The following is a 26,194-nucleotide window of genomic DNA, read 5'->3' as shown; positions in this document are numbered from 1 at the left end:
ATTCATCCATTGAATGCATCTCAGTGCTATGAGATTCTCGGAGTGCAAAAAGACGCATCCCCAAAGGAGATAAAACAAGCTTACAGAAAACTATCACTCAAGTATCATCCAGACCGTAACAAGGACCACAATGCAGAAAAAATGTTCAAAGAGGTAACCCAAGCATATCAAACACTCAAGGTCGAGCAAAAAAAGAAAAACTTGGCTCACCGAGATGTCGAGTCTGCTCAGACAGAATTTTGGAAGTACTATGACAAAAAGGCAGGCGAAGAGTTTAGTTTTGGATATTCAGCATACAGAAAAGAGTTTGAGCGCAATTTTGGGGCAGGCGCAGACCAATTCAGGGATGATTCCGAGGAAAAGCCAGTCTCGCACAAGATGACGCATCTATTACTCTATGGAGGACTGGCAGCAATTGCACTATGGATAATCATTTCTGAAATCCTAAAGTAAACCAAGAAGAGTTATTATCCAAAAATAGAACATTATATTGTGAGTGAGACGGAAAAGCCTCGCCAAAAGCTACGAACTGGTTTTACCACAGGTACATGTGCAACGGCAGCAGCAAAGGCAGGACTAGAAGCGCTGATTACAAAAAAGAAGATCAATCATACCGAGGTAACACTCCCCAAAGAAAAAAAGATAACAATTTCAGTTTCCGATTGCCAATTTGATCAAAAATCTGCAAAATGTTCCGTGATCAAGGACGGCGGAGATGATCCAGATGTCACACACGGCGCAGAAATTGTTGTGGATTTGAAAATCACAGATGATGTGGGTAAAATAAAGATAGATGGCGGAACAGGTGTTGGACGAGTAACAAAACCAGGCCTAGGCCTAGAAATTGGAGCTGCTGCAATAAACCCGACTCCAAAAAAGATGCTGATTCAAAATCTGACCGAGGCAGGAAAAGAAATTCTACAAAAACATGGAATCGAGGTCGTGATTTCAGTTCCAAAAGGAGCGGAGATTGCACCAAAGACTGACAATCCCCGATTGGGCATAATGGGCGGAATATCGATTCTTGGAACAACCGGCATAGTTTTGCCATATTCCACGGCATCGTTTGCCGCATCTATACGACAAAGCCTTGATGTTACAATTGCGATGGGTGATGATACAGTGGTTCTGACCACTGGCGGGCGCAGCGAGGATTTTGCAAAAAAAGAGATCAGCCTGCCGGATCATTGCTTTGTGCAGATGGGGGATTTTTCAGGCTATACCATACAACAGTGTGCCAAAAAATCAATCAAAAAGGCCTATGTTGCTGGATTCATCGGCAAGCTGACCAAGATAGCAATGGGCGTAAAGCAGACCCACGTCAAGGGCTCCAAAGTAGACATGGACTTTTTGGCACAGGTCGCGCAAAGGTGCAACGCCGATACAAACACAATAAATGAAATAAAAAAAGCAAACACCGCAAGGCACGTCCAGGAGATTATTACAAGCAACAAGGTTGATAGCTTTTTTGCCCAAATCTGCAAGGAATCATACGAGCAAATGCGCGCACATTCCGAGAGTAAGGTAGAGATCCAAGTTATTCTGTTTGATTTTGATGGTTGTGCACTAGGCAGATATCCCTAGCAAGAATTTATTGAGCCACAAAAAAAAGCAAGGCATGGAAAAGGTTGCGATCCTAGCAATTACAAAAAACGGCATCAAAATTGCACATACCATAAAGCAGTCATTTTCAAGCTGGGAGATCTTTGCTCCATCAAAGTTCCAAGATCAAACCAGTATAACATGGTATGAAAACCAAACCTCTGCCAAGGTAGCAGAATTGTTTGGCAGATTTGATGGGCTGGTGTGCTTGTTCTCGCTTGGTGCAGTGATCAGACTTGTGTCACCATATCTCAAGGACAAAAAGACAGATCCCGCAATAATTGTAATTGATGACAAAGCAAGTTTTGTTATCTCTGTTTTATCTGGACATTTGGGCGGTGCAAATGAGCTAACAGAAGAGATTGCAAAAAAGCTAGGCGCAACTCCAGTTATCACTACGGCAGCAGACGTAAACAAGACAATACCAGTGGATCTGCTAGGAAAGGAATTTGGATGGAAAATAGACGATGATTCCAATGTAACTAGGATTAGCGCATTAATGGTAAATGAGGAAAAAATAGGCGTCTATCAGGATTGTGGTGAGAAAAACTGGTGGAAGACAGAGCTGCCAAAAAATGTCACCACATACAATTCCATGGAACAGCTGAAAAGCTCAGATTCCAAGGCATACTTGATCATATCAGACAAAACATTTGATGATGAGATTTTAAAAAATTCCGTAGTATACAGGCCAAAAACATTGGTTGCCGGCATTGGACTACACGGAGACACTACAAAAGAAAAGATAATCCAGTGTCTCCAATCTACATTATCAAAGTATGATCTCAGTGCAAAATGCATTGCAAGGTTTGTCTCATTAAAAAAACCAGCAGACGTCCAGGGCCTAATCGATGCAGCAAATGAGCTTGGCGTACCATTACACTATTTTGAGCGAGAGGATTTGGCGCAAATCAGCATCCCAAACCCATCCCAGATGGTCCAGGCATACGAGGGAACACCAAGTGTCTCAGAGGCTGCCGCAATCAAGAGCTCAGGCGGAAAGCTGATAGTTGAAAAGCAGAAATTCCCACCGGATCTTACGGTTGCCATAGCAAGGATAGAACCATGAAGCGCGGATTACTACTAATTGATAGGGGCAGCCGGGAGCAGGAAGCAAAGGACGAGCTGGATTATATTTGCAAAAAGGTCCAGCAGAAAGGAAACTATGAATTTGCAAACTATTGCTTTTTGGAAGTAGTTCCGCCATTTATTGAAGAAGGCATACAAAACTGCCTCAAGACCAAGGTCGACTCACTCACCATAGTGCCATATTTTCTGTATCCAGGAAAAAAAGTCAAAATTGCAGTAACGGAGGCCGCCAAGCTCCAATCAAAGACCAGTGTCAAATTTACTGTAACAAAGCCAATGAGTATGCACCATACCATGGTGGATATAGTGAATTCCAAAATAGAGTCAGCCCTGCAAAAAAACAACATTACATCATCAAGGAATATGGTGGATGTACTGGTGATAGGCCACGGCAGCAAGGACCCAAACGCCCAGATTTCAATAAAGTATGTCGTGGATAATTTGGCCACATCATACAGAAATGTAGATTATTGTTTTTTGGAAATCGAAGAGCCAAATATCTTACAGGGAATCCAAAAATGCAACAAGAATAATCCAGAGGTCTTGGTGATCGTGTTTTATTTTCTGCATGAAGGAGCGCATGTAAAAAGAGACATCTACGGAGACCTCAATCCAGCGCTGGAGCAATCAACCCTAAAGAAAACCATCATAACAGAACACATTGGCACAGATGACAAGATGATCGACTTTATCATAGAGCGAGCAAGGGAGGTAGAAAATGCAAACTAGGAAAGGCCAATCAATTGAAGATGAAAGCATGGAAATCATAGAGCGTGAGATAGGGCCACACCCCTACAAGGGCCACGAATGGAAAATAGTGCGAAGAATAATTCACTCCACTGCAGACTTTGACTTTGCAGGCAAAAATGGCCTGGTCTTTCACAAGGATGCGGTAAATGCAGGCCTGGATGCCCTGAAATCAGGCAAAAACATCATAGTTGACGTAAACGGAATCATTGGATTGTTAAACAAGCAAAATCTGCAGGATTTCAAAAACCAGGTTATCTGTGATATTTCAAATCCAGACGTGGTAAAAGAAGCAACTAAACTAAACAAGACACGCGCCCAAACCGCAATGCGAATCCGCGCATCTGAGATGAATGGCGCAGTCGTAGTGATTGGTAATGCCCCAACCGCATTACTGGAGGTAATCCAAATGGTAAAAGAAAACGCAACAAGGCCAAGCCTGATAATTGGAGTGCCGGTAGGATTTGTGTGCGCGTCAGAATCAAAGGACGAGCTGCAAGCACTAGACATACCATTTATCACAAACAAGGGACGCAAGGGCGGTAGTCCATGCGCTTCAGCAATAATCAATGCTCTCTTTAAGATAGTTCGCGGTGACTAGGTCCTAGAATATTTAACACAATTATTGACAAAGTTTTCTGCGTGCATGTTTCTATCAAAATAAAGATGCATGTAGGATGCCAGTGTGTTATGTGTAACCAGTCCGTCTTTTTTGTTCTTGATTCCCACACCAATTGAAAGATCATACGCAAACTTGGCATCCTTTGAGACAGAGTATAATTCAGAATAATGAAATTCATGGCCCAGTATTTTTGTAGATTTTTTTGCGACAAGACAGCTTGATGCGACACTTGCCTGAGTATAGTTTAGTGTCATCTTTTTTTCCATGCCGGTTTCCACATCAAACAAACCAACCATGGAATGTTTTTTGTTGCCATAAATGATAGATTTTGTAAGATACATCAGTCCGCCACATTCACCATAAATCGGCATGTCTTGCTCTGCCAGTTTTTTTATGGACTTTTTCATGGATTGGTTTTTTGCAAGCGGCCCCCCCAAAACTTCAGGGAATCCACCACCAATGTATATCCCAGAGCATTCTGGTGGCTGAGAATCAGAAATTGGGCTGAAAAACTCTATTTTTGCGCCATTTTTGCGCAGGGAGTCAAAGTTGTCATAATAATAGAAATTAAACGACTTGTCCAGTGCCACAGCAATTGTAGTTTTTGGTTTGGACAAGTGTAGTTTTGGTTTTTGTGAGATTTGCTTTGTGTTGTTTGCAAGTGAGATTATTTTATCAACATCAAGATATGAGGAAATGGTCTTTGCGATTTTTGTTATTTTTTGTTTTAGCAGAGCCTGCTCTGTTATAGGAATTAATCCCAAGTGTCGCGACTCTAGTGAAAGTTCGGGATTTTTTGGAATGCATCCAATTACTGGAATGCGTAGTGGTCCAAGTGCTGCCCTGCACATCTCTTCGTGTTTTTTGCTTCCAAGCTTGTTCAGGATTAATCCCACAATTCTGGAATTTTTGTGAAACTTGGCATATCCCAGTGCGGTTGCGGCAATGGATCGGGCAGTCTTGCTTGCATCCAATACTAAAATGACTGGTGATTGCAGAATTGTTGCTATATGGTGGGTGCTGGACTGGTTTGTTGCGCCAGAAAACCCATCGTAAAACCCCATCACACCCTCTATTATAGAAACATCAGACTGGGAATTTTTGGCAAAGCTTTCCAGTACAGAGTCTTCCCCCATTATCCACGAGTCCAGATTCCTTGCAGGGTTGCCAGAGATTGCCGAAAGATATGTTGGGTCGATATAGTCAGGCCCTACCTTGAACGGCTGGACCGAATAGCCCTTTTTTTTAATAGCATAGATTACAGAGCATGTAATGGAGGTCTTGCCAACACCGCTTGTTGTTCCAGCAATGACTAGTCTTGGTATTCTCATTTTACTTGTCTGCAAGGCAGAACTATACCAATCTTTTTCTAGCCAGAAATGATTTTTTGTATATGGAATCAGGTCTGGTTATAGTATACACAGGAAAGGGCAAGGGAAAGACCACGGCAGCCCTAGGCATGGCACTGCGCGCAATAGGCCACAACTACAAGATCTGCATGATCCAGTTCATCAAGGGTTCCTGGCATTATGGAGAGATGAGCTCATCCAAAAAACTAGAGCCAGAATTTGAGCTGACAGCGGTAGGCAAGGGCTTTGTTGGCATACTAGATGACAAGACTCCAAAGGAAGTACACCAAAAGATAGCAAAAGAGGCAATCCAAATAGCCAAGGAAAAAACTCTCTCAGAAAAATACAACATCATCATACTAGATGAGATCAATTATGCAGTCAATCTGGGACTGGTTGAGCTGGAAGATGTTCTGGATCTGATAAAAAACAAACCACAAAGTGTGACACTAGTCCTGACTGGAAATCATGTGAAACAAGAAATAGTTGATGCAGCAGATCTGGTAACTGAGATGAAGGAGATAAAGCATCCATTCCAGCGGGGAATTCGCGCAAAAAAAGGCATTGACTTTTAGACAACATTAAATTATGTAGCGAAAGCCAAAGCTTCATTGGTTACCCAGACTCAAGAGCTTCCAGAAATTGGCGAAATAGTGCTCGCCACAATTGCCAAGCTCACAGATCACGGAGCATACGTAACACTAGACGAATACGACAACACCCAAGGATTCCTGCACGTATCCGAGATAGCGCCTGGCTGGGTACGTTCTGTTAGCAAGTTTGTGCGGGAGGGTGAGAAAAAAGTCCTCCTAGTAAAGAAGGTAAATCCTGGAAGATCCGAAATAGATCTGTCCCTAAAACAGGTATCAAAGGAGCAGCAAAAGAAAAAGCTCCTAGAGGTAAAAAGAATCGAAAAAGGAAAAACGCTCCTGGATGCAGTCAAGACATCTGCAGGACTAACAGACAAAGACATTGAAAAGCTAGAGGATGCAATTTTTACAAAATATGATTTTGTTTATGACGCGTTTTTGGATGTGGTAACAAAGGGAATTGCCGTGCTGGATGAGCTCAAGCTGGCAAAAAAGACTGCAACTGCAATAGAGGAGACTAGCTCAAAGATAAAGCCACCATCTGTAGAGATCCGCGGAATTTGCGAGCTTTCGTGTAATCAGCCAAACGGAGTAGAGATAATCAAAAACGCCATTTTAGATTCCATTAAAGACAATGCATCAAGCATCACAGTAACATACATTGGCGCACCAAAATACAGGCTGAGCATCAAGGGTCCTGACTTTAAGAGCACGGAGAGAATGCTCAAGCCAATACTGGACAAAATCCAAAAGATAATCGAAAAGAGCAACGGCACGTTCAGCTTTACAAGAGAAGAATCAAAAAAAACTCGGGAAGGCTAGCTTTTGAAGTTCCAGCTCCGCAAATGTCCCGAATGCAAAAAGTACACCCTAAAGGACGAATGTCCTCATTGTCAATCCAAGACAACCACTGCGCATCCTGCCAAGTTTTCACCTGATGACAAGTATGCCCGTTACAGAATAATGGACAAATTCAAGGAGACTAGGAAACTCTAACGGTACTCATTCGAGCTGCCTCAAAGTCAACCGGCCGATCATTTAGGTCAGTCTGCAAAGAGGCAATCTTGTCCACAACGTCCTTGCCCTCAATTACTTCGCCAAATATGGTGTATTTGCCATCAAGAAACGGCGCGTCACCAGTCATTATAAAAAACTGTGAGCCTGCGCTGTTGATGTCTGTACCTCGTGCCATTGAAACCATGTATCTTGTGTGCTTGAGGTTGCTAATTTCCGCATCAATGGAATAGCCAGGACCGCCGGTTCCCCATGTTCCAGGAGGTTGGTCCTTTGTGTTTGGGTCCCCACCCTGTATGACAAATGTAGAGATTATTCTGTGGAATAGTGTGCCATCATAGAATTTAGAGTCTGCCAGTTTTACAAAGTTCTCTACTGTCTTTGGTGCAACTTCTGGTTTTAATTCAATCACAATATCACCAAACTGGGTAGAGATGGTTACAGTCTGCCTTGATGATGATTCTGTCGGGGTTGTTGTAGTTGGTATGATTGGCTCTGCCTTTGGTGTTTCTGTTGGGATGTAATCCTTGTTTATCTCATATATTAGAACACCGTTTATAGCGCCAGATGTCTTTATTGTAAATCCAGAAGACATGTAGGCGAGTCTTAGTGGAGCGTTTGCATCCTTTGGATATTTGATATCATCGATGTAAACTGGTGTAAATCCAGAAATGTATGATTGAGATTGTTTTTGGCCTGCAACATCAATGTAGCCATATGTGGTAAATGGAATCATTTTTCCTAGTAGAGTCTCATTCCAAAATTCCGGAGTTGAGCTGATACCATCATCATACAGGAATCGTTGCGTGTCAAATCCGCCAATTCTCATGAACCACTGTTTTTTGCTCTCATCTCCACCACCCTGCACGAAGTATAATGGTGGCTCTTCGCTGTTGACTCGTTGAGCTGCAACATAAATCAAAACATAGTCAGCATCCATTTCTTTGAGGATCTTCCATCCCTCGTCTGGCGTGCTCAAAAACGCCTTTGCAGTCTGCTCTATTCTCCAGTCAATTAGTGTGGCATTATCTGCAATGGATCGTCGTTCCCCAAGCGTTGTAATCCAGTATCCATAGTCCCACCAAGCGGCAACCACTGCATCCTTTGGCGTATTTTCTTTGATCCACTGCATGGCATCAAGCCAGTCGGTTGTTGCAATGTTATAGTTGCTACCGCCATTGAGTATGGTTGGCGGTGCCTTTGCGCCGTTAACCCAGTTTGCGCTGACTGGCACCATCATTGGAAGGATTAAAAATATTGTAATTACTACTAAAAACGAGATCTTGATCGTAGTAGGATGAGACTTGACTGGCTTTTTGGTCTCTTGTCTTACCGGCTTGAAAATCTCTTTTGTCAATAACGACAAGCCAACAGAGCCCAGTATCACAAGAGCAAGCGATGAGAACAGCTCCAATCTTATGAATGCAGAGCTTATGTAGACTCCAAGTAGTCCAAATATCAATGCAAAGATATGTAGATCACGCTTTTGATTTGTAGGATTTAGCAAGTTCTTGAATACAAGCCATGCGCCAATTCCTGCAAACACCATAAACACAGAGTTGAACATAAACGACTGAAATACCGTAGTGGTTGCATGCTCTGCTACTGAATCAGTCAACGGATCTAGTGTTGTCAAAAACGGATTGACCGCGTTGAGATATCTAAAGCTAGGCAGGCCGAACACATTTGCAGATAATACCGTAATTCCTATCGCAATTATTGCTATTAGAAATAGTGCTTTGTTTCGTCTTTGCTTTTGCTCGCCACCAATTTTTTCAATAAATGAGGACACTACCAAAAACAAAGTCGGTCCGATTATCAAAAATCCGCTTGCCTTGGCAAAGAATCCCAAGCCAGGGCGCTCAAAAGGTGCAAGCGATATTGCAAGGCCTAGCACAAATAATGGTATTGCCCATCTCAGAAAGCCAGAGTCCTTTCTTGTGAATGTCAGTGATATGATGAATAGTCCTATTGGCAGGACAAAAAAGTCGGTTCCTCCCCATGCTGAAAACCCAAAACCCAAAAATATTCCACCACCTACTAGTTTTGCTGCTGCTATTTTGTGAGATGTGGATTTTATCCCGCTCAAAAACAGGTAAACTGCCAATAATCCATAGAATAATCCCAATGGCTCAGACTTGAACCAGCCAATTGATCCTCTAGATATGATAGGAAGTGAGACAGAATACATCAGGGCGGCATACAGTCCGGCAGTGGTTCCACCGATTACTCGCACCAACGCAAAAACAATGATTGCCGTTAGTGAGCCAAACACTACAGGAAATATTATTGTGAATCCATACAGATCTCCCCCACCAAATGCACCATACAGAACGGCTGTGGTAATGTGCAACATTACTTGTGAGGTGTTGGCAACGTCTCGTCCAAATGGATACCAACTCATATCATCATGCCAATCAAAATAGGCGGGTATGCCATTTTCTACGATAAATTGTGTTGCTCTATAGTTGAAGTATGGATCAAACTCGTTTAGCTGAAATCCGTATTCCGCTGCCTGTGATCGTATCATTGCAGATATTGAAAATGATAATGCAAGAACTCCGATTATTATCAGATGGTGTAGGCAAAACTCAAAGCTGTCAACGGAGAATATTTTTTTATTAGAAAGCAATTGGTTTTTTTTCCAAAAGTCTGTTTATTACTCTTGTGGATATAGAAGGTATGATTTTTACTAATCAATTACGATTATTGGAATTTTTATGGATAGGCCTCAAGTTAGAAAAATTTAACTAAGGAAAGAGAGGTTTTTCTGTAATTGATTCTGCAGAGTCCGAGCTTTGAGGAAGGTGGAGAGATTCCAAGCAAATACGGATACAAAAATGGTAATACAAGTCCACCTCTGATTATCAAACAAATTCCCCAACAGACAAAGTCACTTGTATTGATAATGGATGATCCAGACGCAATGGGAGCAGTAGGAAGGTTGTGGGTTCATTGGATAGTCTGGAACATTGATCCAAGAAAGCCAGAGATCAAAGAATCTAGTTTGCCAGAAAACGCAGTTGAGGGAATCACAGATTTTGTGGAAATTGGGTACGGCGGCCCTGCCCCGCCAGATAAAAGACATACCTATGTTTTCAAAATATACGCTCTTAATGCAGAGCTAAATCTGGAAAAAGGTTCTACAAAAAAGCAAGTAGAGGAGGCCATGCAAAATCACATCATAGCTCAAACATCATTGTCTGGCACATTTGCACCTTGAAGAATTACCAGAATCACACACAATGGATAATGTTTAATTTTTTGTTGTCTCTAGTACTATTCTGTTGTTGGCAATAGAAATGACAGAGCCGCCATGATTTTTTATTTTGTACTTTAGGTCCTTGTCTATTGTGGCAATGATTCCGCCATTTTCTTTCACATATTGTAGTATGGAGTCATCTGCAAAGGTTCCTCCGATGTTTATTTTTTTGAAATTTTTTATGTATTGGATAGTAGCACTTGCCTCCTTTGTTTTTTCTTCCTGCTTTGCAAGCTTGGCAAGCTCTGTATGTACTATTTCTGGCACCAAGAACCGAATGTTGCCAATGTCTGTGTCTAGTGTGGCCAGATTCTTGATTCTGTGATTAGCCAGATGAATTAGAAAGCTCGTGTCGCATATTACCTCAACCAACTATTCCTGCACCAATTAGTCTCCATCTGTCTTCTATTTTGCGACTCAATGCTACATTGCTCTTATCAAACACACATACTGGTCTTTTGAACTGGACCTCGATTTTTTCTGATTTTACCTTGTTTACTTTGGCCAAGACAGGCGCCGTGCCAATGTTTAGTCTGAGGGACTCGCCTACCTGTATTGGGAGAACCTTAATGTCATTCATTGTTCCAACTGCGGAATCAAAGAGGCTGACTTCTAGTCTTGCATCGGTGGCATTTTGCGGTAATGTCTCGGGTTTTCCAATTACAGAACCAACAAAGGAGTCACTCCTAGTCATTGATGGATCGAGCTTTGTGCCAATTGCCACCAGTCCACCTGGCTTGACATTATCAACTATGCCTGCGGCGGTTCCAAGGGATATAATCTGTGTTCGAATTGGCTCGTATGTGTTCTTTTTTGGATTAAAGATTCCGGGCTTTATCTCGACTTCATCGCCTATTGAGAAGGTTCCTTGGGTTAGGCTTCCGCCAATTACTCCTCCCTTGATGTCTTTTATTTTGGTTCCAGGCTTGTTTACATCAAATGATCTTAACACATGCATTACCGGTTCTTTTGTCTCTGCTCTCTTTGGGGTGGGGATGCTCTCCTCTATTGCCCCAATCAGTGCATCAATGTTTAGGCGGGACTGGGCAGAAATTGGAATTATTGGGGATTTTGCAGCCTTGGTTCCCTTGACAAACTTGACAATATCGGAATAATTTGAGGTAGCGTCCTGATATGATATCAGATCAACCTTATTCTGTATGATTACTATTTGCTGGATTCCCAGAATTTGCAGTGCAAGTAAATGTTCTTTGGTTTGCGGTTGCGGTACCTTTTGGTTTGCTGCAACCAATAACAGTGCGCCATCCATCAAGGCAGCGCCAGAAAGCATGTTTGCCATCAGGCTTTCATGTCCAGGACTGTCCACAAAGCTGACCACACGCGACAGCTCGCTTTCTTTTCCGCAGTTTGGGCATTTTGGTGTGGTAGAATACCCTAGTGGGACCTCGCACTTTTTGCACTTGTAAAATGCTGCATCGGAATATCCAACGCGGATTGTAATTCCACGCTTCAGCTCCTGGCTGTGAACACTGGTCCACTGGCCGGTGAGTGCCTGGATTAAGGTGGTTTTACCATGGTCTACATGTCCTGCAGTGCCAATGTTGACACAGGGCTGATATCCATATTGCTTTACATACCAATCAGGTAGAGTTTCACGCCAATGCAATGTACAGATTCAAAAATCCTATTATGTTAACTTATGCCTTGGCTTCTGCTGGTGGGGCTTCTTCAATTTTTAGCTCGCCATCATATGAGCAGTTCAGCTGATAAATTTCCTCAGAGATTACATTTCCGCGAATCAGTCGTCGTCTTCGCTGGCCCTTTTCTACTTTTTTCAGGCCGACTCCCTTTGATACCAAGACTGGCTTTCTTGCAGAGCCGTAAATGTCTGCGCGCATTGGAATTCCGGACTTGTCGCTTCCGCCAGTTAGTTTTAGCTTGCCGCCAAGTCCTGCAATTGCTGCATCTATCTCATTACCCAAGTGTAATCCAATAAAGCCACTTGCCTCTTTGTCCTTGAGCTCCTTTGAGATGGATTTTCCGCTCTTGTCCGATATTGTTAGCTTAAAGTTAGCCAAGTATTGCTCAAAGTTTTTGGGCGGCTAATAAACCATGTGAAAAAATTTAAACTTTGATCATATAGAACAATCATTGAAAGAAGAGATCACATGCCCCAGGTGCAATAACAAAATGGACGACATGCAAGCATGTCATATGATTTGTGGTAATTGCGGTGCGCACCTTGATTGCTCAGACAAGGGCTCTTTTTGGTAGATTAGATTCCGGGCCTTTTTGGCAGATAATCAATTGACATGTTTAGCGCTTTGTCTTTCATTATCTCCAAGTATGTATCATAATCGGTTTCAAAATTACAGTGAGGACATTTTATCATACTTAGATCATCGCTTAGGGTTGCTGCCTTTTCACATTCGGGGCATTTTGCATCCATGGAGTGATATGGCTTCAAAACTATATTAACACTAATTTGCAGAAACCGATCTGCGCGGAGTTAGTCCAGCCTGGCAGGACGTCAGCTTCCCAAGCTGAAGGTCGCGGGTTCAATTCCCGCACTCCGCATTACATTTCCTTTATTGCTTGTATGATGGAGTCCTTGTCCTTGGCATTTGGCGAATATTTCAGGTAATCCTCAAAGTCTTGTCTTGCTTGCTTGTTTTTGTTTAGTGACATTCGGGCCAGGCCGCGATTTTTGTAAATTGGTCCAAACCGGCTGGAATTTATCTCAATTGCTGAAGTATAGTTTTTCTCTGCCATATCATACTGTTTTGTCTTTAGGTAATAGTTACCAAGGCCCCTATATGCTAGGTATGATTTTTTGTTTGATTGGATGCTTTTCTCATAAAACTGGACACATTCTGGCAGGTTTCTCTCATTGTATATTCCGCCAAGCAGACACAGAGCAGTGGAATTATTCTCATCTAGTGAGACGGCTTCCTTTAGTGCCCTTATTGCATCATCTTGTGAGCCCTGCAAATTTAGTTTTTCTGATACAAAGCAGAGGCGGTTTGATTTTTCTTTGGACTTGTTCTCTAGTCGTATGGTGTCTATAATGTCAGGTGTGGCCAAAAGTATTACCAGTCTTCCGTCTTCCTCCCATAATTTGTCAAACTGCTTTTCGGGGATTGCGCCTATCTGGTCCTGTTGCGGAATATAATGCAAAATGGTCTTTTCTGCATCATCATATCCAGATATTACTGATGCGTGTTGGACTGTTTCGTACAATCCTGGTAAAATAACAATTGGCGGGATTCCCATGTCAATTATTTTTTTTAGCTCAGCTATGGAAGAATGTAAAATCAAACTGCCAAGGCCGTGCCTTTGCGCAAGCTCGATTCCCTCAATTAGGATGCTTCCCCGCATGTTTGGATATTTTTTTGCAATCTCTTTTGCCTCAGATAACGGTAGATTTACGTTCCAGTATTTTGATACAGCGCTGATTGCCAAAGGCAGGCAAATGTTTTCCTCAGTTACCTGCGGAAGTAATAGCTCGTGATCACTCATTGGTTTTGGTTTTTGTGATTTGTATTAATACCGATCAGATGTTGATGAATTTTTCAATCAATGACAAACCATCGCCACTCATTTCCGGATGGAATTGTGTTCCAAATATGTGAGAGTTTTCATATTGAAATATCTCGTATTTGCATGCGTCTGATCGTCCCAGTGGTATGAGGGATTTTCCAAGACTAGAGACCTCAAAGCTGTGGCTTTGGTACACTTGAATCACACCATCACAGAGTGGATTTTCTTGCATCACCTGTACCATACTTGGTCCTTTTTGCAGAGAAGACATTCTTTTAATTGTCCCACCTGTGCTTAGTGCTAAAATTTCTGCGCCATAACAAATTCCAAGCAATGGTTTTTTGTGAGATATGGCATGATGAATGATTTTAGAATTTAACGCATTCATGGCTTGATCGTTGTGACGTCTTCCGGATAAGATGAACGAGTCGAATTTTTCCAAATCTCCAAGATTCACCTTATCAAACGGCATAACAGCGTGATCAGATTTTGTGGAACAAAGAAACTCAACTATGTTTTTTGTAAATACAGATCCATTATCGACTAGTAAGATCACAAATCATCATATGTAATACTTGATTTATTTGTGATTACTTGCCTACTTCGATTGCCACATAGTGTAGCTCAGGCACGCCTTCAACTGTTATAATAGTTCCAAAGTTAATGGTGTCTTCGTCCTGCCACATCACTACTCGCTTTGTTTTTTGTAGGACAAAGTCATTTACGAACTCATCTAGCAGTTTGTCTGTTGCCTCTACATCTGCATTAGAGAACAGCGATACTTCGCCTTCCTTAAATGACAACGGAATTGACAGGGACGTTGGCGTTATGATTTCTAGCCCTTTTTCCTCAAAGACTGCCTTTACTTTTGCAAGCCTTGCCTCTTTGTCAAATCCTGGATCGGATTTTGATGTAGAGGTTGGCACGACTCCCGCCAGCTTTTGCAAATATGCCTCAAATGCTTCCTGTTGAGTATTACCCAAACCGACATAGTATTCACCATTAAATGCCGCACCAACTGCCGCAATTGTTCCTAGTTGCGCCACTACTCCCTCGCCAGAGCCTGCAGTATACACTGGGATAAAGTACACATCGTGCTCACCAACTCGGTACAGGATGTTATCACCAATTCTTGGCGTTCGAAGCAATGTCTTTAGCTGTGCAAAGTCATTGTCTTTTTCCAGTGCCTCGCGGACAGCGGTTGGACCAATTAGTTTGGTAGTTGAATTTAGTGGTACTTGGTAAAAGTGCATATCGCCTAATGTGGGCAGATCATTTTCCACTATCATGTAGCCAGAGAGGTTCTTTCCTTTAGAGTCTCGCAGCTCTAGCGATAATAGTCCAAGAAACTTGGTAGTGTCAAATCCTGGCGGCTTTGCCTCGATGTAATATGCATCAAGCTTGTCTGGAATCTCAAAGAATGTATTTGCCTGGATGAATGTCTCTGTATCGGTAACATGGTAAATGTTGAACATTTCTGTCTTCCATGTGAATAGTTCCTGTGGGTATCGTATTTGCTCAGTCAGCCAGGACGGAATTGGTGAGAATTTTTCTCCATATTGCGATTCTAGGATTTTGGCAAAATAGTCATCGCCGTGCTTTAGTAGAGTAATGTCACCATCATATGTATCCACCAGAGCAAAGCCTACCAGTCTGAGATATGGGTTGCCCATGGACCATGGAACGGAATGAGTATCAAACCCTATGATTAGTGGTACCAGCCAGTACGTGTCTTTGCCATCAGTGACTGGATAGATGTCTAGTTTTTGGCCAAACAGATCATACAGAAAATACGGGTATAATGTTTCCATTCGATCATAGACATCCTTGTATCTCATTACATGGACCGAAGTACTTGGATATGATAGCAAAAAGTTTGGCTCAAAGACCCAGCTTAGTGGTGGTGATAGTGTTATTCCACCTGCGCCAGAGTATAGTGCGTTATTGATTTCAGCGCTTGTTCCTCCCCGGTTGGTTGGAAACGCAGACCATGTCTCTCGGAACAGTCCGCCTTCTCCATAATAGATGGACCTTTGCGAGAACAGATCCGCTGTCTCTACTGATTGGCCGGTGGTGGCCTCTAGGGTGAGGAAGCCATCAGGTACATGCGTGTATACTAGGTGTTCATTGTACCAGCGATTCTCGAGGCTTACCGTACTAGGTACGACTGGCTTCATTGATGCAGTCCAGTATAGGGTATTGTTGAATCGTAAAATGTCATTGTCCCCAAATGTGATGTATGGGATTAGGCCTATCTCTGGTTTTAGTTTGGCAAATGCTGCCTCCCAGTCCCAGATTCTAACGGAATCCAGCACGTCGCGGTTCTGTTCAATGTAAGATTTGATGTTGTTTGGCGATACTGAGGATAGTTTGACATCATCGTTTGTTATCTTGATTTTATCTAATTCGCCAAGGTATCTGTTTAGTGTGATTTGTTGTTGCGTGTATGGGCCCAAATATTCTATTTTGCGAGTGTCTGCAATGCTGTTGTTTACGGCCATAATAGATCCGGCAATGATTCCAATTGCAATTAACGCAAAGACTCGGATGTAAATGTCGCGCTTGATCGGATGTGTGAGTACCTTTGAGCGAATTTTATCAAAGATTGAGAATCCAACCAACAAAAATCCTGCGGCAAGCGTTCCACCAATTACATATTTTGTGTTGTAATCGATCTGCTCTGTAAAGAACATGTTTATTCCTGCCCAGATTATTCCGATTCCAATTACTGCTTCTATTGTGGATACATAGTTGAGGAATTTTGGTTTTCCTTGCGATGAATCATACAGATATGATGTGATGACTTTGATGATAGAATGTAGTCCGACATAGACTGCAAGCCTGATTCCAATCACACCCAAGAGTGCCGGAACTAGAATGGTAAGGGCTGGAATTAATTCAATTACGGTTTGGGCTGGTGCTGATGATTCCGGTGCAATAAATGGCAGAGAAAATATGGTTGGGATTTTATCAATTCCCAGGTCATTGCCATCAAGCATGTGGGATAATCCCAGACCAAACATAATGTTGACAAAGAACGCTCCAAAGAGGAAGATCTTGGTTACCTGCCAGATGGCAAACTGCGGAACGCTAAGCTTGTAGTCACGGAAACTAGAGATGTTTTTTGATACTGGATCATGCGAGGTTCGATTCAAAAATGTGATCATGACATGTATAGCATACCAAACTATGGAGGAGCGATTTTTCACATCCACGTTTACCAGAGCAATTGCTGCTAGAACTAGAGATGATATCAGAGAATATTGGAGTGGTTTTGTGAACTGGTCGTCAAACTCTGTCATGTTCATGGATAGTATGACGCCCTGGTTTCCAACCATTACAAGCACAATTATGCCAATTATGGCAACTATTCCCAGTCGGATCAGCTTACCTGCACCTGGTGGAGGCGAATTAGACTCGGTTGAGGAACTATACAAATTCAAAATTTGCTCATTTTTAGATAAATTAATGTCTTGGGGAGGATTTTGCGCCTAGTTTGTGGTCGTGGCGCACCCTTTGCAAATCATATAGACTGCGGCATATTTTGGTACGTCTAGTCTTTCTTTTTTGTATGGGCCGAACTTTTTGTTTTTTAGTCTGAACTCAACTGGACAGTCAGCTAGAACTGCGGTTTTCTCATCATCAATATAGCACGCATCCATGCCAGGATTGAATTTTGCAATATCTGTGCACAATAGTTTGGTGAGGCCCGACTTGGAGTTGATTGTTCCGCCTAATCTGAATATTCTGTGTACATCTATGGTGACATTTGGATCTACAAGGGTTCCGATCTCTTTTTGGATTGATTCCAATCTTTTTTTAAAGGCAGGATAGCCCTCTGATATGATTTCCTTTGATAGTTTAGGTTTGTTTGATTTAGAGCCAAAGATTTTTTTTGATACGCGTCCAGGCCAACCCTTATCATCTACATCTGAAAAGATTGATTTTGCAAAGTTTGTCCTAGCACCAAATGTTTCCGGTATTGCGCCTTTGAATGTCACATAATCAACTAGGTCTGCTCTGTGTCTAGAGTCTAGTTTTTCATATTCTGAACTGGACACATGTATGTGAAAACCCTCATTTCCGGAATAATAAACGGTGATATCTTGTTTTTTGATTCCAAGATCACTAGTTAAGATTGTAATGAGCTTTTCCACTTCTCTTTTTGCACCAACCATACAGTCATTACACAGCACAGACGATACATCAAATTTTGTGCTCTTACATTGTGGACAGGAATCAAGGCCAGAAAACATGCATCCACAGGAATTGCATTTTTTTGCAGTATGATTTATTCTGCATGGCAAATGAAGGTCTTTGGCATCAATATCAAAGATAAGATCTGCGTTTTGCCAGTCCTTTTCCGCCATTGGTAGATTTGGAAAAGAGTATCTAGCATTGGAACAATAAACATCGGACGGTACATTTTTCATCAATAACAGATGCAGTTCCTTGTCGGATCTTAGCGAGATGTGTCGAATCATGCCGGAATTGAATTTTTGGTACCCAAACTCACGCATCTCTGGATTTTTTGGCGTACGAATAAGATCGAAATGATCAAAATAATATTTCTTGAAAGAATCCTCTAGGAATTTTGCGTCTGGCTCAAGCATTGCTTATCTTTTTCCTGCCAAACTGCAATGGATTGATGATATTTGCGCACTCGGGTATGATATAACAAAGGTTTTCGCTCTTTAGCTTCTCACATGAAGGACATGCGTACTTTGTTCCGCTTCCAAAGTTTCCTGCCAGATGTTTTAGCTGGTATAGTGTTATTTTTTCGTTGTAATCCGGTGCGTTTTTGAAAAGCGGTGCAATCTCTTCTATTGTCTGGCCCTTGTTGAGAAGATATGTGGCCAGCATGAATCTTCCAGAATGAGGTAGGTTTTCCCCTTTGTGCAATATCTCCAAGGCATGTTTGATGCAAGGAGGTTGTTCTGTTGTCTCTATTATTTGGACTGTGAATTTTTTTGCTAAAGTGAGTAATGTATCAATTGGTTTTTTGAAGGATTCTGGGATGCTTGGAATGTTTGCTGATTGGATTTTTGAGCTGATAAAATTGTCCAGCTCCTTTCGGATCAATCTGACTGTTTCGTGTGCGGAGAGGAAAACCTTGCCGTCATGGACCAGCCGATTGACTAGCTTCCATTCTTGCTCATGGAAATTAACTGCGTGGGTAAGATAGTCTGGTGCAGGTATTACAAAATAATCATCAGACTTTGAGACATTCATTGCAAAAAGGTCCTTGATGATTTTGATTGCCAGTTCTTCATTTGTGTGAGCGTTGATCAGGTCTTTTTCTAGGAATTTTTCCGCACGTCTTGCCTCGGCAAGAGAAAATCTCCTAATCAAAGTGTTCATGCCGCTCTGCTTTAGTAAAATAACTGCGACTAGAAACGAAAATACCTCAATGTCCAGATTTTTGATTGAAAAATCCGAGTTGAATATTTTTCCCTCTGCGGCGATTTGGATTCGAGATAACGCCAGATCGATTATGGGCTTGAAATCCTCATCGCCAAACTGTTCCAGTGTAAATCCTTTTTCTCTCAGATAGGTTCCGGCCTCACTCAAAAAAGGATACTTTGCTATCTCTTCTGTTCCCAGCTTCATTGGAGTTAATTGGTGATTTCTAGATAAAAATTAGAGTTTTCATTCTGATTTTGGTTTAAATTATGATGTATTGGGAAAAATGTATGCGAGTAGGACTGCATGTCTCCATTTCCGGCTCGCTTTCTGCAGCAGTAGACAATGCGATTGAACGAGAGTGCTCTGCATTTCAGATTTTTACGCGCAGCCCTAGAATGTGGACTGCGAAGGAGATTCCAAAACAAGACGCCCTGAAATTTAGGGATAAATTAGCATCCAGCAAAATAGACAGATTTGCAACGGTTGCCCACATGCCATATCTGCCAAATTTGGCATCACCAAATGCAGCAACCCATGCAAAATCGGTTGCCGTTTTGATCAAAGAAGTACAAAGGTGCGGAGAAATTGGCATACCATATCTGGTTGCACATTTGGGTAGCCACCTTGGAGAGGGAGAGGAAAAGGGGATTGCCCAACTGGTTAAAGCATTTGAGAAAGCAGCCGAAGTAAAAAATGATGTTACTATACTACTAGAGAATACTGCCGGCCAGAAAAACTCCGTGGGATCCGAATTTGCCCAGTGGGCAGAAATTCTTTCCAGATTAAAGCCAAAGAATCGATTTGGCGTTTGTTTTGATACGTGTCATGCGTTTGCATATGGATATGATCTAAGATCGGAAAAAGACGTTGCCGAGACATTCAAAGAATTTGATGAGACTGTTGGATTTGAACACTTGAAGATTTTGCACCTAAATGATTCCAAGGGCGAGCTTGGCTCGAATCTGGACAGGCATGAACACATTGGCCTAGGCAAAATAGGTGAGCGAGGAATGGCATCTGTAGTAAAGATGGCAAACAAAAAAGACATACCAATAATTTTGGAGACTCCAATTGACAATACACGTGATGATTTTGCCAACCTCAGAAAGGTAAAAGAGATTGCATAGCTTCAAATTTATTCTGATTTGGGGGAGTCATACCAATGAATTATGATAGTGTGATGCAGCTTGCGCTGGAGCGCGGATTTTACTTTCCTAGCTGCGAGATTTACTCTGATGCAAAGGCCGGATTTTGGGAATATGGCCCATCCGGCGTATCAATGAAAACCAAATTCATCGAGCTGTGGAGGCGCGAGTTGTTACGACGCGATGGAATGATGGAAATTGATGGCTCGCAAATAATGTCCCAGTCGGTCTTTGAGGCATCGGGTCACTTGGCAAGCTTTGCAGATCCCGTGATTCGGTGTATTGAGTGCGGGTTGAATTATAGGGCTGACAAACTCATCTTTGAGCAGATAAAAATAGAAATTCCTGAAAGTGCGGACCTGCCTGACTTTGATAAAGTGATATCTGAGAAAAACATTCGATGTCCAAAATGCAAGGGTGAGTTTGAGCGGGCGCGAAAATTCAACATGATGTTTAAGGTGGAGATTGGTCCGGAGGCAGAGGCGGCATACCTTAGACCAGAGACGTGTCAGTCCATTTTTGTGGATTTTCCAAGATTGTTCAAGACAATGAGGGGAAAGCTGCCACTAGGAATTGCACAAATCGGCAAAAGCTTTCGAAATGAAATATCACCACGGCAATCATTACTGAGATTGCGCGAGTTTTACCAGGCGGAAATTGAGGTGTTTTGCAATCCTGCCAAGCTAAATGACTTGGAGAGATTTTCTGAGATACAAAATGTTACCATTCGATTATGGATTGATGATGCCCTAAAGGCAATGACATGCAAGGAAGCAGTGGACTCTGGAATCTTGCCAAACAAGTTTGTTGCATATTACTTGGGATTACTGACTGAATTTTATGAAAAGACTGGAATCGACATTACAAAATCTAGATTCCGTCGACTAGGGGAAAAGGAAAAGGCATTCTATGCTAGCGTTGCTTTTGACTTTGAGGTCCAAACCACAATTGGCTGGTTGGAGCTTGTTGCGTGCAATTATAGATCGGACTATGATCTTACTAGCCATGCAACCAAGTCCAAGGAAAAATTCGAGGTGCTAGACGATGAGCAAAAGGTACTGCCACATGTGTTTGAGATTTCCATGGGAATTGACCGTTCTTTATATACAATACTAGAGCATGGCTTGCGCGAGGAAAAAGAACATGACAGAACGGTTCTATCCATCAAGCCATACTTGGCGCCAGTTCACGTTGGGGTTTTGTCTTTGGTAAAAAAAGACGGCCTAAAGGAAAAAACAGATGAAATATTTTTGCAGATAAAGCGAAGATACGATGCATTCTTGGATCATTCAGGAGCTATTGGTAGAAGATACAGAAGATTGGACGAAGTAGGAGCTCCCTTTGCCATAACAATAGACCACCAAACATTACAAGATGAGACAGTAACTTTGAGAAGGCGTGATTCAATGAGTCAGGACAGAATCAAGATAGTAGAATTGGATTCTGTGTTATCTAAAGAAACTGCGTTTCCATAAATGATGAATTTTCGAGTTGACTAGGAGAGTTTTTATTTAAAAATCCAGAAAACCTGAATTACAGTTGAGGTTATTTCTTTTAAATTATTAATTATATGAGCTGTTTTTTCTATTTGTCCTTGTTGTCTTTGTCGTCATCATCGTCATTTTCTTTCTCTCCCTCATCATCATCGTTTTCTTCTTTGTCTTCTTTCATCTTCTTGTCTTCTACTTCACAGTTAACAATTGTGTTAGATCCCTGATCGCCATTACACTTGTCATTACCATCCCCTCCATCAAGTGCGTCATTTCCTTGGCCGCCGTGTATGTAATCATTGCCATTATTTCCATTTAGAATATCTACACCTTGATGACCAAAGATTTTGTCATTATCATCGCCACCATTTGTAGTGTCATCTCCTTGTCCAGCATGAATGTAATCATTGCCTGCATCACCATTTAGAATGTCATTTCCAGGTCTGCCAAAGATTTTGTCATCTCCAATGCCGCCGTTTACTAAATCATTGCCTATTCCTGCACCAAGCCAATCGTTGCCGTCTCCACCAAATACAGTATCATTGTCTTGGTTTGCGTGCACTCTATCATTGCCCGCTCCGGCATCAATTACGTCGTTTCCTTTGTAGCCATAGATCTTGTCATCTCCAATGCCGCCAAACATTGTGTCGTCTCCGTTTTGTCCGTGTATTTGATCATTGCCACTTCCAGATAATACGGTGTCATTACCATCTCCGCCCCATATCTTGTCATTGCCGTTTCCTCCAACTAGACAGTCATTGCCTCCCTTGCCATAGATCTTGTCATCGCCGCCAAGGCCAAGTATCAGATCATTGTTATTTGTACCTCTGAGCTTGTTGTTAGTATTATCACCTAGTATCATGTTGTACGAGTCTGGTGGTAATGGACATGTTGCATCTGTCAAAGCAATTACAGTTACTACGGCAGTATCAGTACCGCCCAATGTGTTGGCTATAGTATAAGTGAATAGATCAATTCCTTCAAAGCCCAAAGCAGGAGTATACACCAGTGACGTTCCTATCTGAGACACAGAACCATGCAGTCCTTGTGTGAATGCAGATATTGATGAAAATCCAGAATCGTTGTTTGTGATAGGTATTGTGTTAGGGCCTTGTATAGCAAATACAGAGTCATTTACTGCATCAACTGCACTGCATTGTGCTGGAGTTGATTGGATTAGTGGGATGTTAGTCTCTATTCCAAGATTTGATTGTACAGTGTGACGTTCTGCAAAGAACAGATCAAAGCTATAGGTTGTTCCCGGAGTCAGGCCCAAAGTATCCAAGTTGATTGTTCCAGTTCTTGGAGGTAGTACTCCTCCCTGATCCAGAGCAAGTTTGTTATCAATGAATACCCAAATGTCGTCATCACCAGTCATGATTATGGTCTGTCCAGTCTGATAGACAAATGTCGCATGAATTTGATATGTAAAGTGATAGTTGTGTGGCTTTCCTTCATTGCCAAACAACTGTCCATCGATTGGGAAAAAGTCACTATCCATGTATTTGAAGGTGCCAGAGGTAGTTGGGCTTAGTGTGATGTCATATTGTGTACAGTCATTTATCGTGTTGACATGATTGTACCAATGATTATAGTTTACAAGACCTGTTGTAGTGATGGTTCCAGTGAATGGATTTCCGCTGTATAATGGCTCACCATCACCGCCTAGTGTCATTTTGACTATTCCATCATCATCAGATATTTTGTATTCAAAGTCTGGATGAGCAATCTTAAAGTCCCGAATTATGCCTGAGAGTACTATATTCTGGATTACATCTAGTGTATGTTGGGCAGAAGCTGATACTGGTCTTTCGTTTTCATCGGCTGCTGTGATTTTGGCATCAAAATTGATTGGTGATGTGCCGGCCGTGACAGTACATGTGAATATCAATTCCTCACTTGGCTGTAGTGTTACTGGTAGTGCGGTTATGGTAGTTGGAGTGCAGGCACCAGAATTCTCTATGAGATCCATCTGAGAGTCAATTGTGAGTGGAGCATTGCCAGAGTTTGTTACGGTATATGTGATTAATGAGTTAGATCCAGTATTGACTGGGTTTGGATTGGAAGATATTGCAAGATCGATTGTTGGTGCAATTACATTCAGAATAAGTGTATCAGATGCAGAAACTGGATCACCATGTTCGTCAGCTGCTGTTATAGTAGCATCAAAGTTGATTGGTGATGTGCCGGCCGTGACAGTACATGTGAATATCAATTCCTCACTTGGCTGTAGTGTTACTGGTAGTGCGGTTATGGTAGTTGGAGTGCAGGCACCAGAATTCTCTATGAGATCCATCTGAGAGTCAATTGTGAGTGGAGCATTGCCAGAGTTTGTTACGGTATATGTGATTGTGGTTACTTCTTGATCATAAGTTGGATCCGGATCTGCAGAAATGTCTAGTGTAACTGAAGGTACTATAACATTTATTGTAACAGTATCAGATACAGTCACCGGATTTTCATTGTTTGCGTCTTTAGTGATTATTGTTGCAATGATGTCTAGTGTGGTATCATCGGCGCCTGTAACTTCACAAGTGAAATCAACGCTTCCTGTAGGCACTATTTCAATTGGGTTACCAAGAGTATCAAATTCTGGAGTGCAATTGACATCAATATCTTCCCAAAATGCGTAACGGAGATCATTTCCATCGTTAGTAAGTTTGAATGTAACAATTGAGGTCTCTCCCGTGAATATTGTAGTTGGATCTGCTGAGACATCCAATGTGATTGAAGGGCCAAGAATTTCTATAGATTCAGTGTCACTACACTCAAAGTTTTGATCCCCACAAGATTTTATGGTGGGCGATTCTTCATTTGGATCACTTAGATATGCAATTTCTGTGGTGGCTTCAACTACAGATTCCTCAAATGGTGCTGTAACGACTACCTCGCAAGTGAATTGCCATTCCTCTCCAGAGTTGAGATGTTCATCTTCATCAATTGAAAATGGGCCGTCGAATGTAGAACATGTAGGAGTGTCTATAGTCACAATAGCATTAAAGAGATCTGCAGTGCCAGAATTTTTTATGGTGTATGTGATTGTGGTGGTGCCACCAGCTAGTACTGGGTTAGGTAGCGCATCAATCATCAGGGTTGCAGCAAATTCATTAGAAACGGCCAAATAGTAAATTGCGCCTTGGTTGTTATTATCTCCAGGTACTCCAATAACAATTAGGCCATCAACGATCTCGATTGAATGTCCAAAAAGAGCATTATTCTGAGGCTCAATATTATGCATAGTTTCTAATGGATACCCACTGCCGGTATAGAGATACACGCTGCCTGCATCAATGTGTGTAGTAGATGAATCACTTACATCATCAAATGGAGCGCTAACAACTATGAAGCCACCTGATTCAGATATGTCATAGCCAAAGTTGTCTGTGACATCCTGAGAGAGATCAAGATCTGAAATATCCGGGCTGGTTATCACATCTGTGTTCGATGTGGTTTTGTGATGCAGGTATACTTTGCCCTGTTGGACAGTTTGTGGCGGAAGAGAGTCGCTAGAGTAGCTAACCTCTCCATTAATGGCAGATACGAGATATCTATTTGGAGTTATTTCAGTTGACCATCCGTATTTGTCACCTTCGTGATCATCTGGATTTGGGAAAAGTATGGATGAGCTGTCAAGGACACTGGCATGGCCTTTTTCGTTATCTGTGCCATGAGCTCCGCTCAGAAATACACTGTCATCCACAGAGATTGATCTTCCAAACATGTTGTTCGGGTCAATAGAATTTGGATCATCGTAGGTCAATACTAAACCACCACTTGTGTCAAATCGATGTATTACTCCTGCTTGAATTTGACCGTGATTTTTTGCCTTTGAGACGCCTACGAGTAGATCATCGCCAAAAAAGTTCATTTCGTCTTCTCCCATTCTTTCGCCATTCATATTAGACGGATTTGTGATGCCAGGCGTTATTAGTGTGGGTGAGGAAGGATTGGTAATATCATATAGATACACTATGCCTTCGTCATTATCGTATCCTGGGGCACCAACTGCAAGTATATTGCCAAGTGAACTCAGGGAATAGCCAAAATTATCTTGTGATCCTCCAACATTTGGATTTTCTATTTCACCAGTAATGGATCCAGTAGAGTCAAAAAAATGTACTTTGCCAGATCCAGAATCTGCAAAGGGTTCTCCAACAGCAACGCCGAAATCAGTGCGCTTAACTGTCCAACCAAATCTATCAGTGCCAGGTATGGTAATTTTTTCTGTAGAAAAATCTAATGCAAAGACAGGAACGCTTTGGAGTAACGGTACTAGGAATATCGCAAGGACAGCTATAATTGTAATGTTTTTAGACTTCATGGCTTTAGGCATAGTTTATCGTTTATTTAGATAACCTCCAATTACCTATCTTGGAA

24 protein-coding genes and 1 tRNA gene are annotated in these 26,194 nt (G+C 41.9%); 13 read left to right on the top strand and 12 right to left on the bottom strand.

What is annotated here, in order from left to right:
- The first annotated feature begins 9 nt into the window (after positions 1-9).
- From SU86_RS09450 to SU86_RS00435, 5 genes are read left to right on the top strand one after another with little or no spacing between them, the layout of a single operon-like run.
- Positions 10-453, top strand: coding sequence for a DnaJ domain-containing protein (locus tag SU86_RS09450; RefSeq protein ID WP_236687704.1), 444 nt, complete (start codon positions 10-12; stop codon positions 451-453).
- Between the two features lie 39 nt (positions 454-492).
- Complete coding sequence (locus tag SU86_RS00450) at positions 493-1,584, top strand: cobalt-precorrin-5B (C(1))-methyltransferase (RefSeq protein ID WP_420887327.1); 1,092 nt, start codon at positions 493-495, stop codon at positions 1,582-1,584.
- Positions 1,585-1,618: 34 nt separating this feature from the next.
- Complete coding sequence (locus tag SU86_RS00445; protein WP_048188971.1) at positions 1,619-2,671, top strand: cobalt-precorrin 5A hydrolase; 1,053 nt, start codon at positions 1,619-1,621, stop codon at positions 2,669-2,671.
- Positions 2,668-3,420 (top strand): sirohydrochlorin chelatase, encoded by a 753-nt coding sequence (locus tag SU86_RS00440; protein WP_048186769.1) that lies wholly within the window; start codon positions 2,668-2,670, stop codon positions 3,418-3,420. The genes SU86_RS00445 and SU86_RS00440 overlap by 4 nt, the downstream gene beginning before the upstream one ends.
- Entirely contained in the window at positions 3,410-4,039 is a 630-nt protein-coding gene (locus tag SU86_RS00435) for a precorrin-8X methylmutase (protein WP_048186766.1), read from the top strand. Before SU86_RS00440 ends, SU86_RS00435 begins: the two co-directional genes overlap by 11 nt.
- Here the strand turns inward: SU86_RS00435 and SU86_RS00430 are convergent.
- Entirely contained in the window at positions 4,036-5,391 is a 1,356-nt protein-coding gene (locus SU86_RS00430) for a cobyrinic acid a,c-diamide synthase CobB (protein ID WP_048188969.1), read from the bottom strand. The genes SU86_RS00435 and SU86_RS00430 overlap by 4 nt on opposite strands.
- A gap of 62 nt (positions 5,392-5,453) precedes the next feature.
- Between SU86_RS00430 and cobO the strand changes: the two genes are divergently transcribed.
- Genes cobO through SU86_RS09445 form a run of 3 tightly spaced genes read left to right on the top strand, consistent with a single transcriptional unit; the run spans position 5,454 to position 6,995 of the window.
- Complete coding sequence (gene cobO / locus SU86_RS00425; protein ID WP_048188968.1) at positions 5,454-5,984, top strand: cob(I)yrinic acid a,c-diamide adenosyltransferase; 531 nt, start codon at positions 5,454-5,456, stop codon at positions 5,982-5,984.
- Positions 5,985-6,020: 36 nt separating this feature from the next.
- Entirely contained in the window at positions 6,021-6,821 is an 801-nt protein-coding gene (locus SU86_RS00420; RefSeq protein ID WP_048186765.1) for a translation initiation factor IF-2 subunit alpha, read from the top strand.
- A 3-nt stretch (positions 6,822-6,824) separates the two neighbouring features.
- Entirely contained in the window at positions 6,825-6,995 is a 171-nt protein-coding gene (locus tag SU86_RS09445) for an RNA-protein complex protein Nop10 (protein ID WP_082096033.1), read from the top strand.
- Here SU86_RS09445 and SU86_RS00410 read toward each other — a convergent pair.
- Positions 6,982-9,645: a peptidylprolyl isomerase gene (locus tag SU86_RS00410; RefSeq protein WP_320408985.1), complete on the bottom strand. Its 2,664-nt coding sequence runs from the start codon at positions 9,643-9,645 to the stop codon at positions 6,982-6,984. The two genes, SU86_RS09445 and SU86_RS00410, sit on opposite strands and share 14 nt — an antisense overlap.
- Positions 9,646-9,789: 144 nt before the next feature.
- On the opposite strand from SU86_RS00410, the gene SU86_RS00405 reads away from it, so the two are divergent.
- Positions 9,790-10,236, top strand: coding sequence for a YbhB/YbcL family Raf kinase inhibitor-like protein (locus SU86_RS00405; RefSeq protein WP_048186763.1), 447 nt, complete (start codon positions 9,790-9,792; stop codon positions 10,234-10,236).
- Between the two features lie 33 nt (positions 10,237-10,269).
- On the opposite strand, the gene SU86_RS00400 is transcribed toward SU86_RS00405, so the two are convergent.
- Genes SU86_RS00400 through SU86_RS00390 form a run of 3 tightly spaced genes read right to left on the bottom strand, consistent with a single transcriptional unit; the run spans position 10,270 to position 12,314 of the window.
- Positions 10,270-10,647, bottom strand: coding sequence for a PIN domain-containing protein (locus SU86_RS00400; RefSeq protein ID WP_048186761.1), 378 nt, complete (start codon positions 10,645-10,647; stop codon positions 10,270-10,272).
- The gene (locus SU86_RS00395; protein ID WP_048186759.1) at positions 10,640-11,902 is read right to left on the bottom strand and encodes a translation initiation factor IF-2 subunit gamma; all 1,263 of its coding nucleotides are present in this window, start codon (positions 11,900-11,902) and stop codon (positions 10,640-10,642) included. The genes SU86_RS00400 and SU86_RS00395 overlap by 8 nt, the downstream gene beginning before the upstream one ends.
- Positions 11,903-11,933: 31 nt before the next feature.
- On the bottom strand, positions 11,934-12,314 hold the full coding sequence (locus SU86_RS00390) for a 30S ribosomal protein S6e (protein ID WP_048186757.1): 381 nt from the start codon (positions 12,312-12,314) through the stop codon (positions 11,934-11,936).
- Positions 12,315-12,387: 73 nt separating this feature from the next.
- Here SU86_RS00390 and SU86_RS10060 point away from each other — a divergent pair, with 73 nt between their 5' ends.
- Positions 12,388-12,510, top strand: coding sequence for a hypothetical protein (locus tag SU86_RS10060; protein WP_256363747.1), 123 nt, complete (start codon positions 12,388-12,390; stop codon positions 12,508-12,510).
- Position 12,511: 1 nt separating this feature from the next.
- Here SU86_RS10060 and SU86_RS00385 read toward each other — a convergent pair whose 3' ends face one another.
- Complete coding sequence (locus SU86_RS00385; protein ID WP_048186755.1) at positions 12,512-12,685, bottom strand: hypothetical protein; 174 nt, start codon at positions 12,683-12,685, stop codon at positions 12,512-12,514.
- 54 nt (positions 12,686-12,739) lie between these two features.
- Here SU86_RS00385 and SU86_RS00380 point away from each other — a divergent pair.
- Positions 12,740-12,813: transfer RNA gene (locus tag SU86_RS00380), tRNA-Gly, on the top strand.
- Here the strand turns inward: SU86_RS00380 and SU86_RS00375 are convergent.
- From SU86_RS00375 to SU86_RS00355, 5 genes are read right to left on the bottom strand one after another with little or no spacing between them, the layout of a single operon-like run.
- Positions 12,814-13,755, bottom strand: a complete 942-nt coding sequence (locus tag SU86_RS00375) for a C39 family peptidase (protein WP_048186753.1) — start codon at positions 13,753-13,755, stop codon at positions 12,814-12,816.
- A 34-nt stretch (positions 13,756-13,789) separates the two neighbouring features.
- Positions 13,790-14,332, bottom strand: a complete 543-nt coding sequence (locus SU86_RS00370) for a type 1 glutamine amidotransferase (protein WP_048186751.1) — start codon at positions 14,330-14,332, stop codon at positions 13,790-13,792.
- A 34-nt stretch (positions 14,333-14,366) separates the two neighbouring features.
- Positions 14,367-17,213, bottom strand: a complete 2,847-nt coding sequence (locus SU86_RS00365; protein WP_048186749.1) for a UPF0182 family protein — start codon at positions 17,211-17,213, stop codon at positions 14,367-14,369.
- A gap of 54 nt (positions 17,214-17,267) precedes the next feature.
- Positions 17,268-18,389: a DNA primase small subunit domain-containing protein gene (locus SU86_RS00360; protein ID WP_048186747.1), complete on the bottom strand. Its 1,122-nt coding sequence runs from the start codon at positions 18,387-18,389 to the stop codon at positions 17,268-17,270.
- Positions 18,382-19,386, bottom strand: coding sequence for a DNA primase (locus SU86_RS00355; protein WP_048186745.1), 1,005 nt, complete (start codon positions 19,384-19,386; stop codon positions 18,382-18,384). The genes SU86_RS00360 and SU86_RS00355 overlap by 8 nt, the downstream gene beginning before the upstream one ends.
- An 83-nt stretch (positions 19,387-19,469) precedes the next feature.
- Here SU86_RS00355 and SU86_RS00350 point away from each other — a divergent pair, with 83 nt between their 5' ends.
- Together SU86_RS00350 and glyS are read left to right on the top strand one after the other, a co-directional pair.
- Positions 19,470-20,309 (top strand): deoxyribonuclease IV, encoded by an 840-nt coding sequence (locus SU86_RS00350; RefSeq protein ID WP_048186743.1) that lies wholly within the window; start codon positions 19,470-19,472, stop codon positions 20,307-20,309.
- A 35-nt stretch (positions 20,310-20,344) separates the two neighbouring features.
- Complete coding sequence (glyS, locus tag SU86_RS00345; protein WP_048186741.1) at positions 20,345-21,802, top strand: glycine--tRNA ligase; 1,458 nt, start codon at positions 20,345-20,347, stop codon at positions 21,800-21,802.
- A gap of 109 nt (positions 21,803-21,911) precedes the next feature.
- On the opposite strand, the gene SU86_RS09275 is transcribed toward glyS, so the two are convergent.
- Complete coding sequence (locus SU86_RS09275) at positions 21,912-26,138, bottom strand: fibro-slime domain-containing protein (protein ID WP_052755396.1); 4,227 nt, start codon at positions 26,136-26,138, stop codon at positions 21,912-21,914.
- Positions 26,139-26,194: the final 56 nt, after the last annotated feature.

The sequence above is a fragment of the Candidatus Nitrosotenuis cloacae genome, from assembly GCF_000955905.1.
GTDB classification, from domain to species: Archaea; Thermoproteota; Nitrososphaeria; order Nitrososphaerales; family Nitrosopumilaceae; genus Nitrosotenuis; species Nitrosotenuis cloacae.
This window is presented reverse-complemented; position numbering and strand designations above follow the sequence as displayed.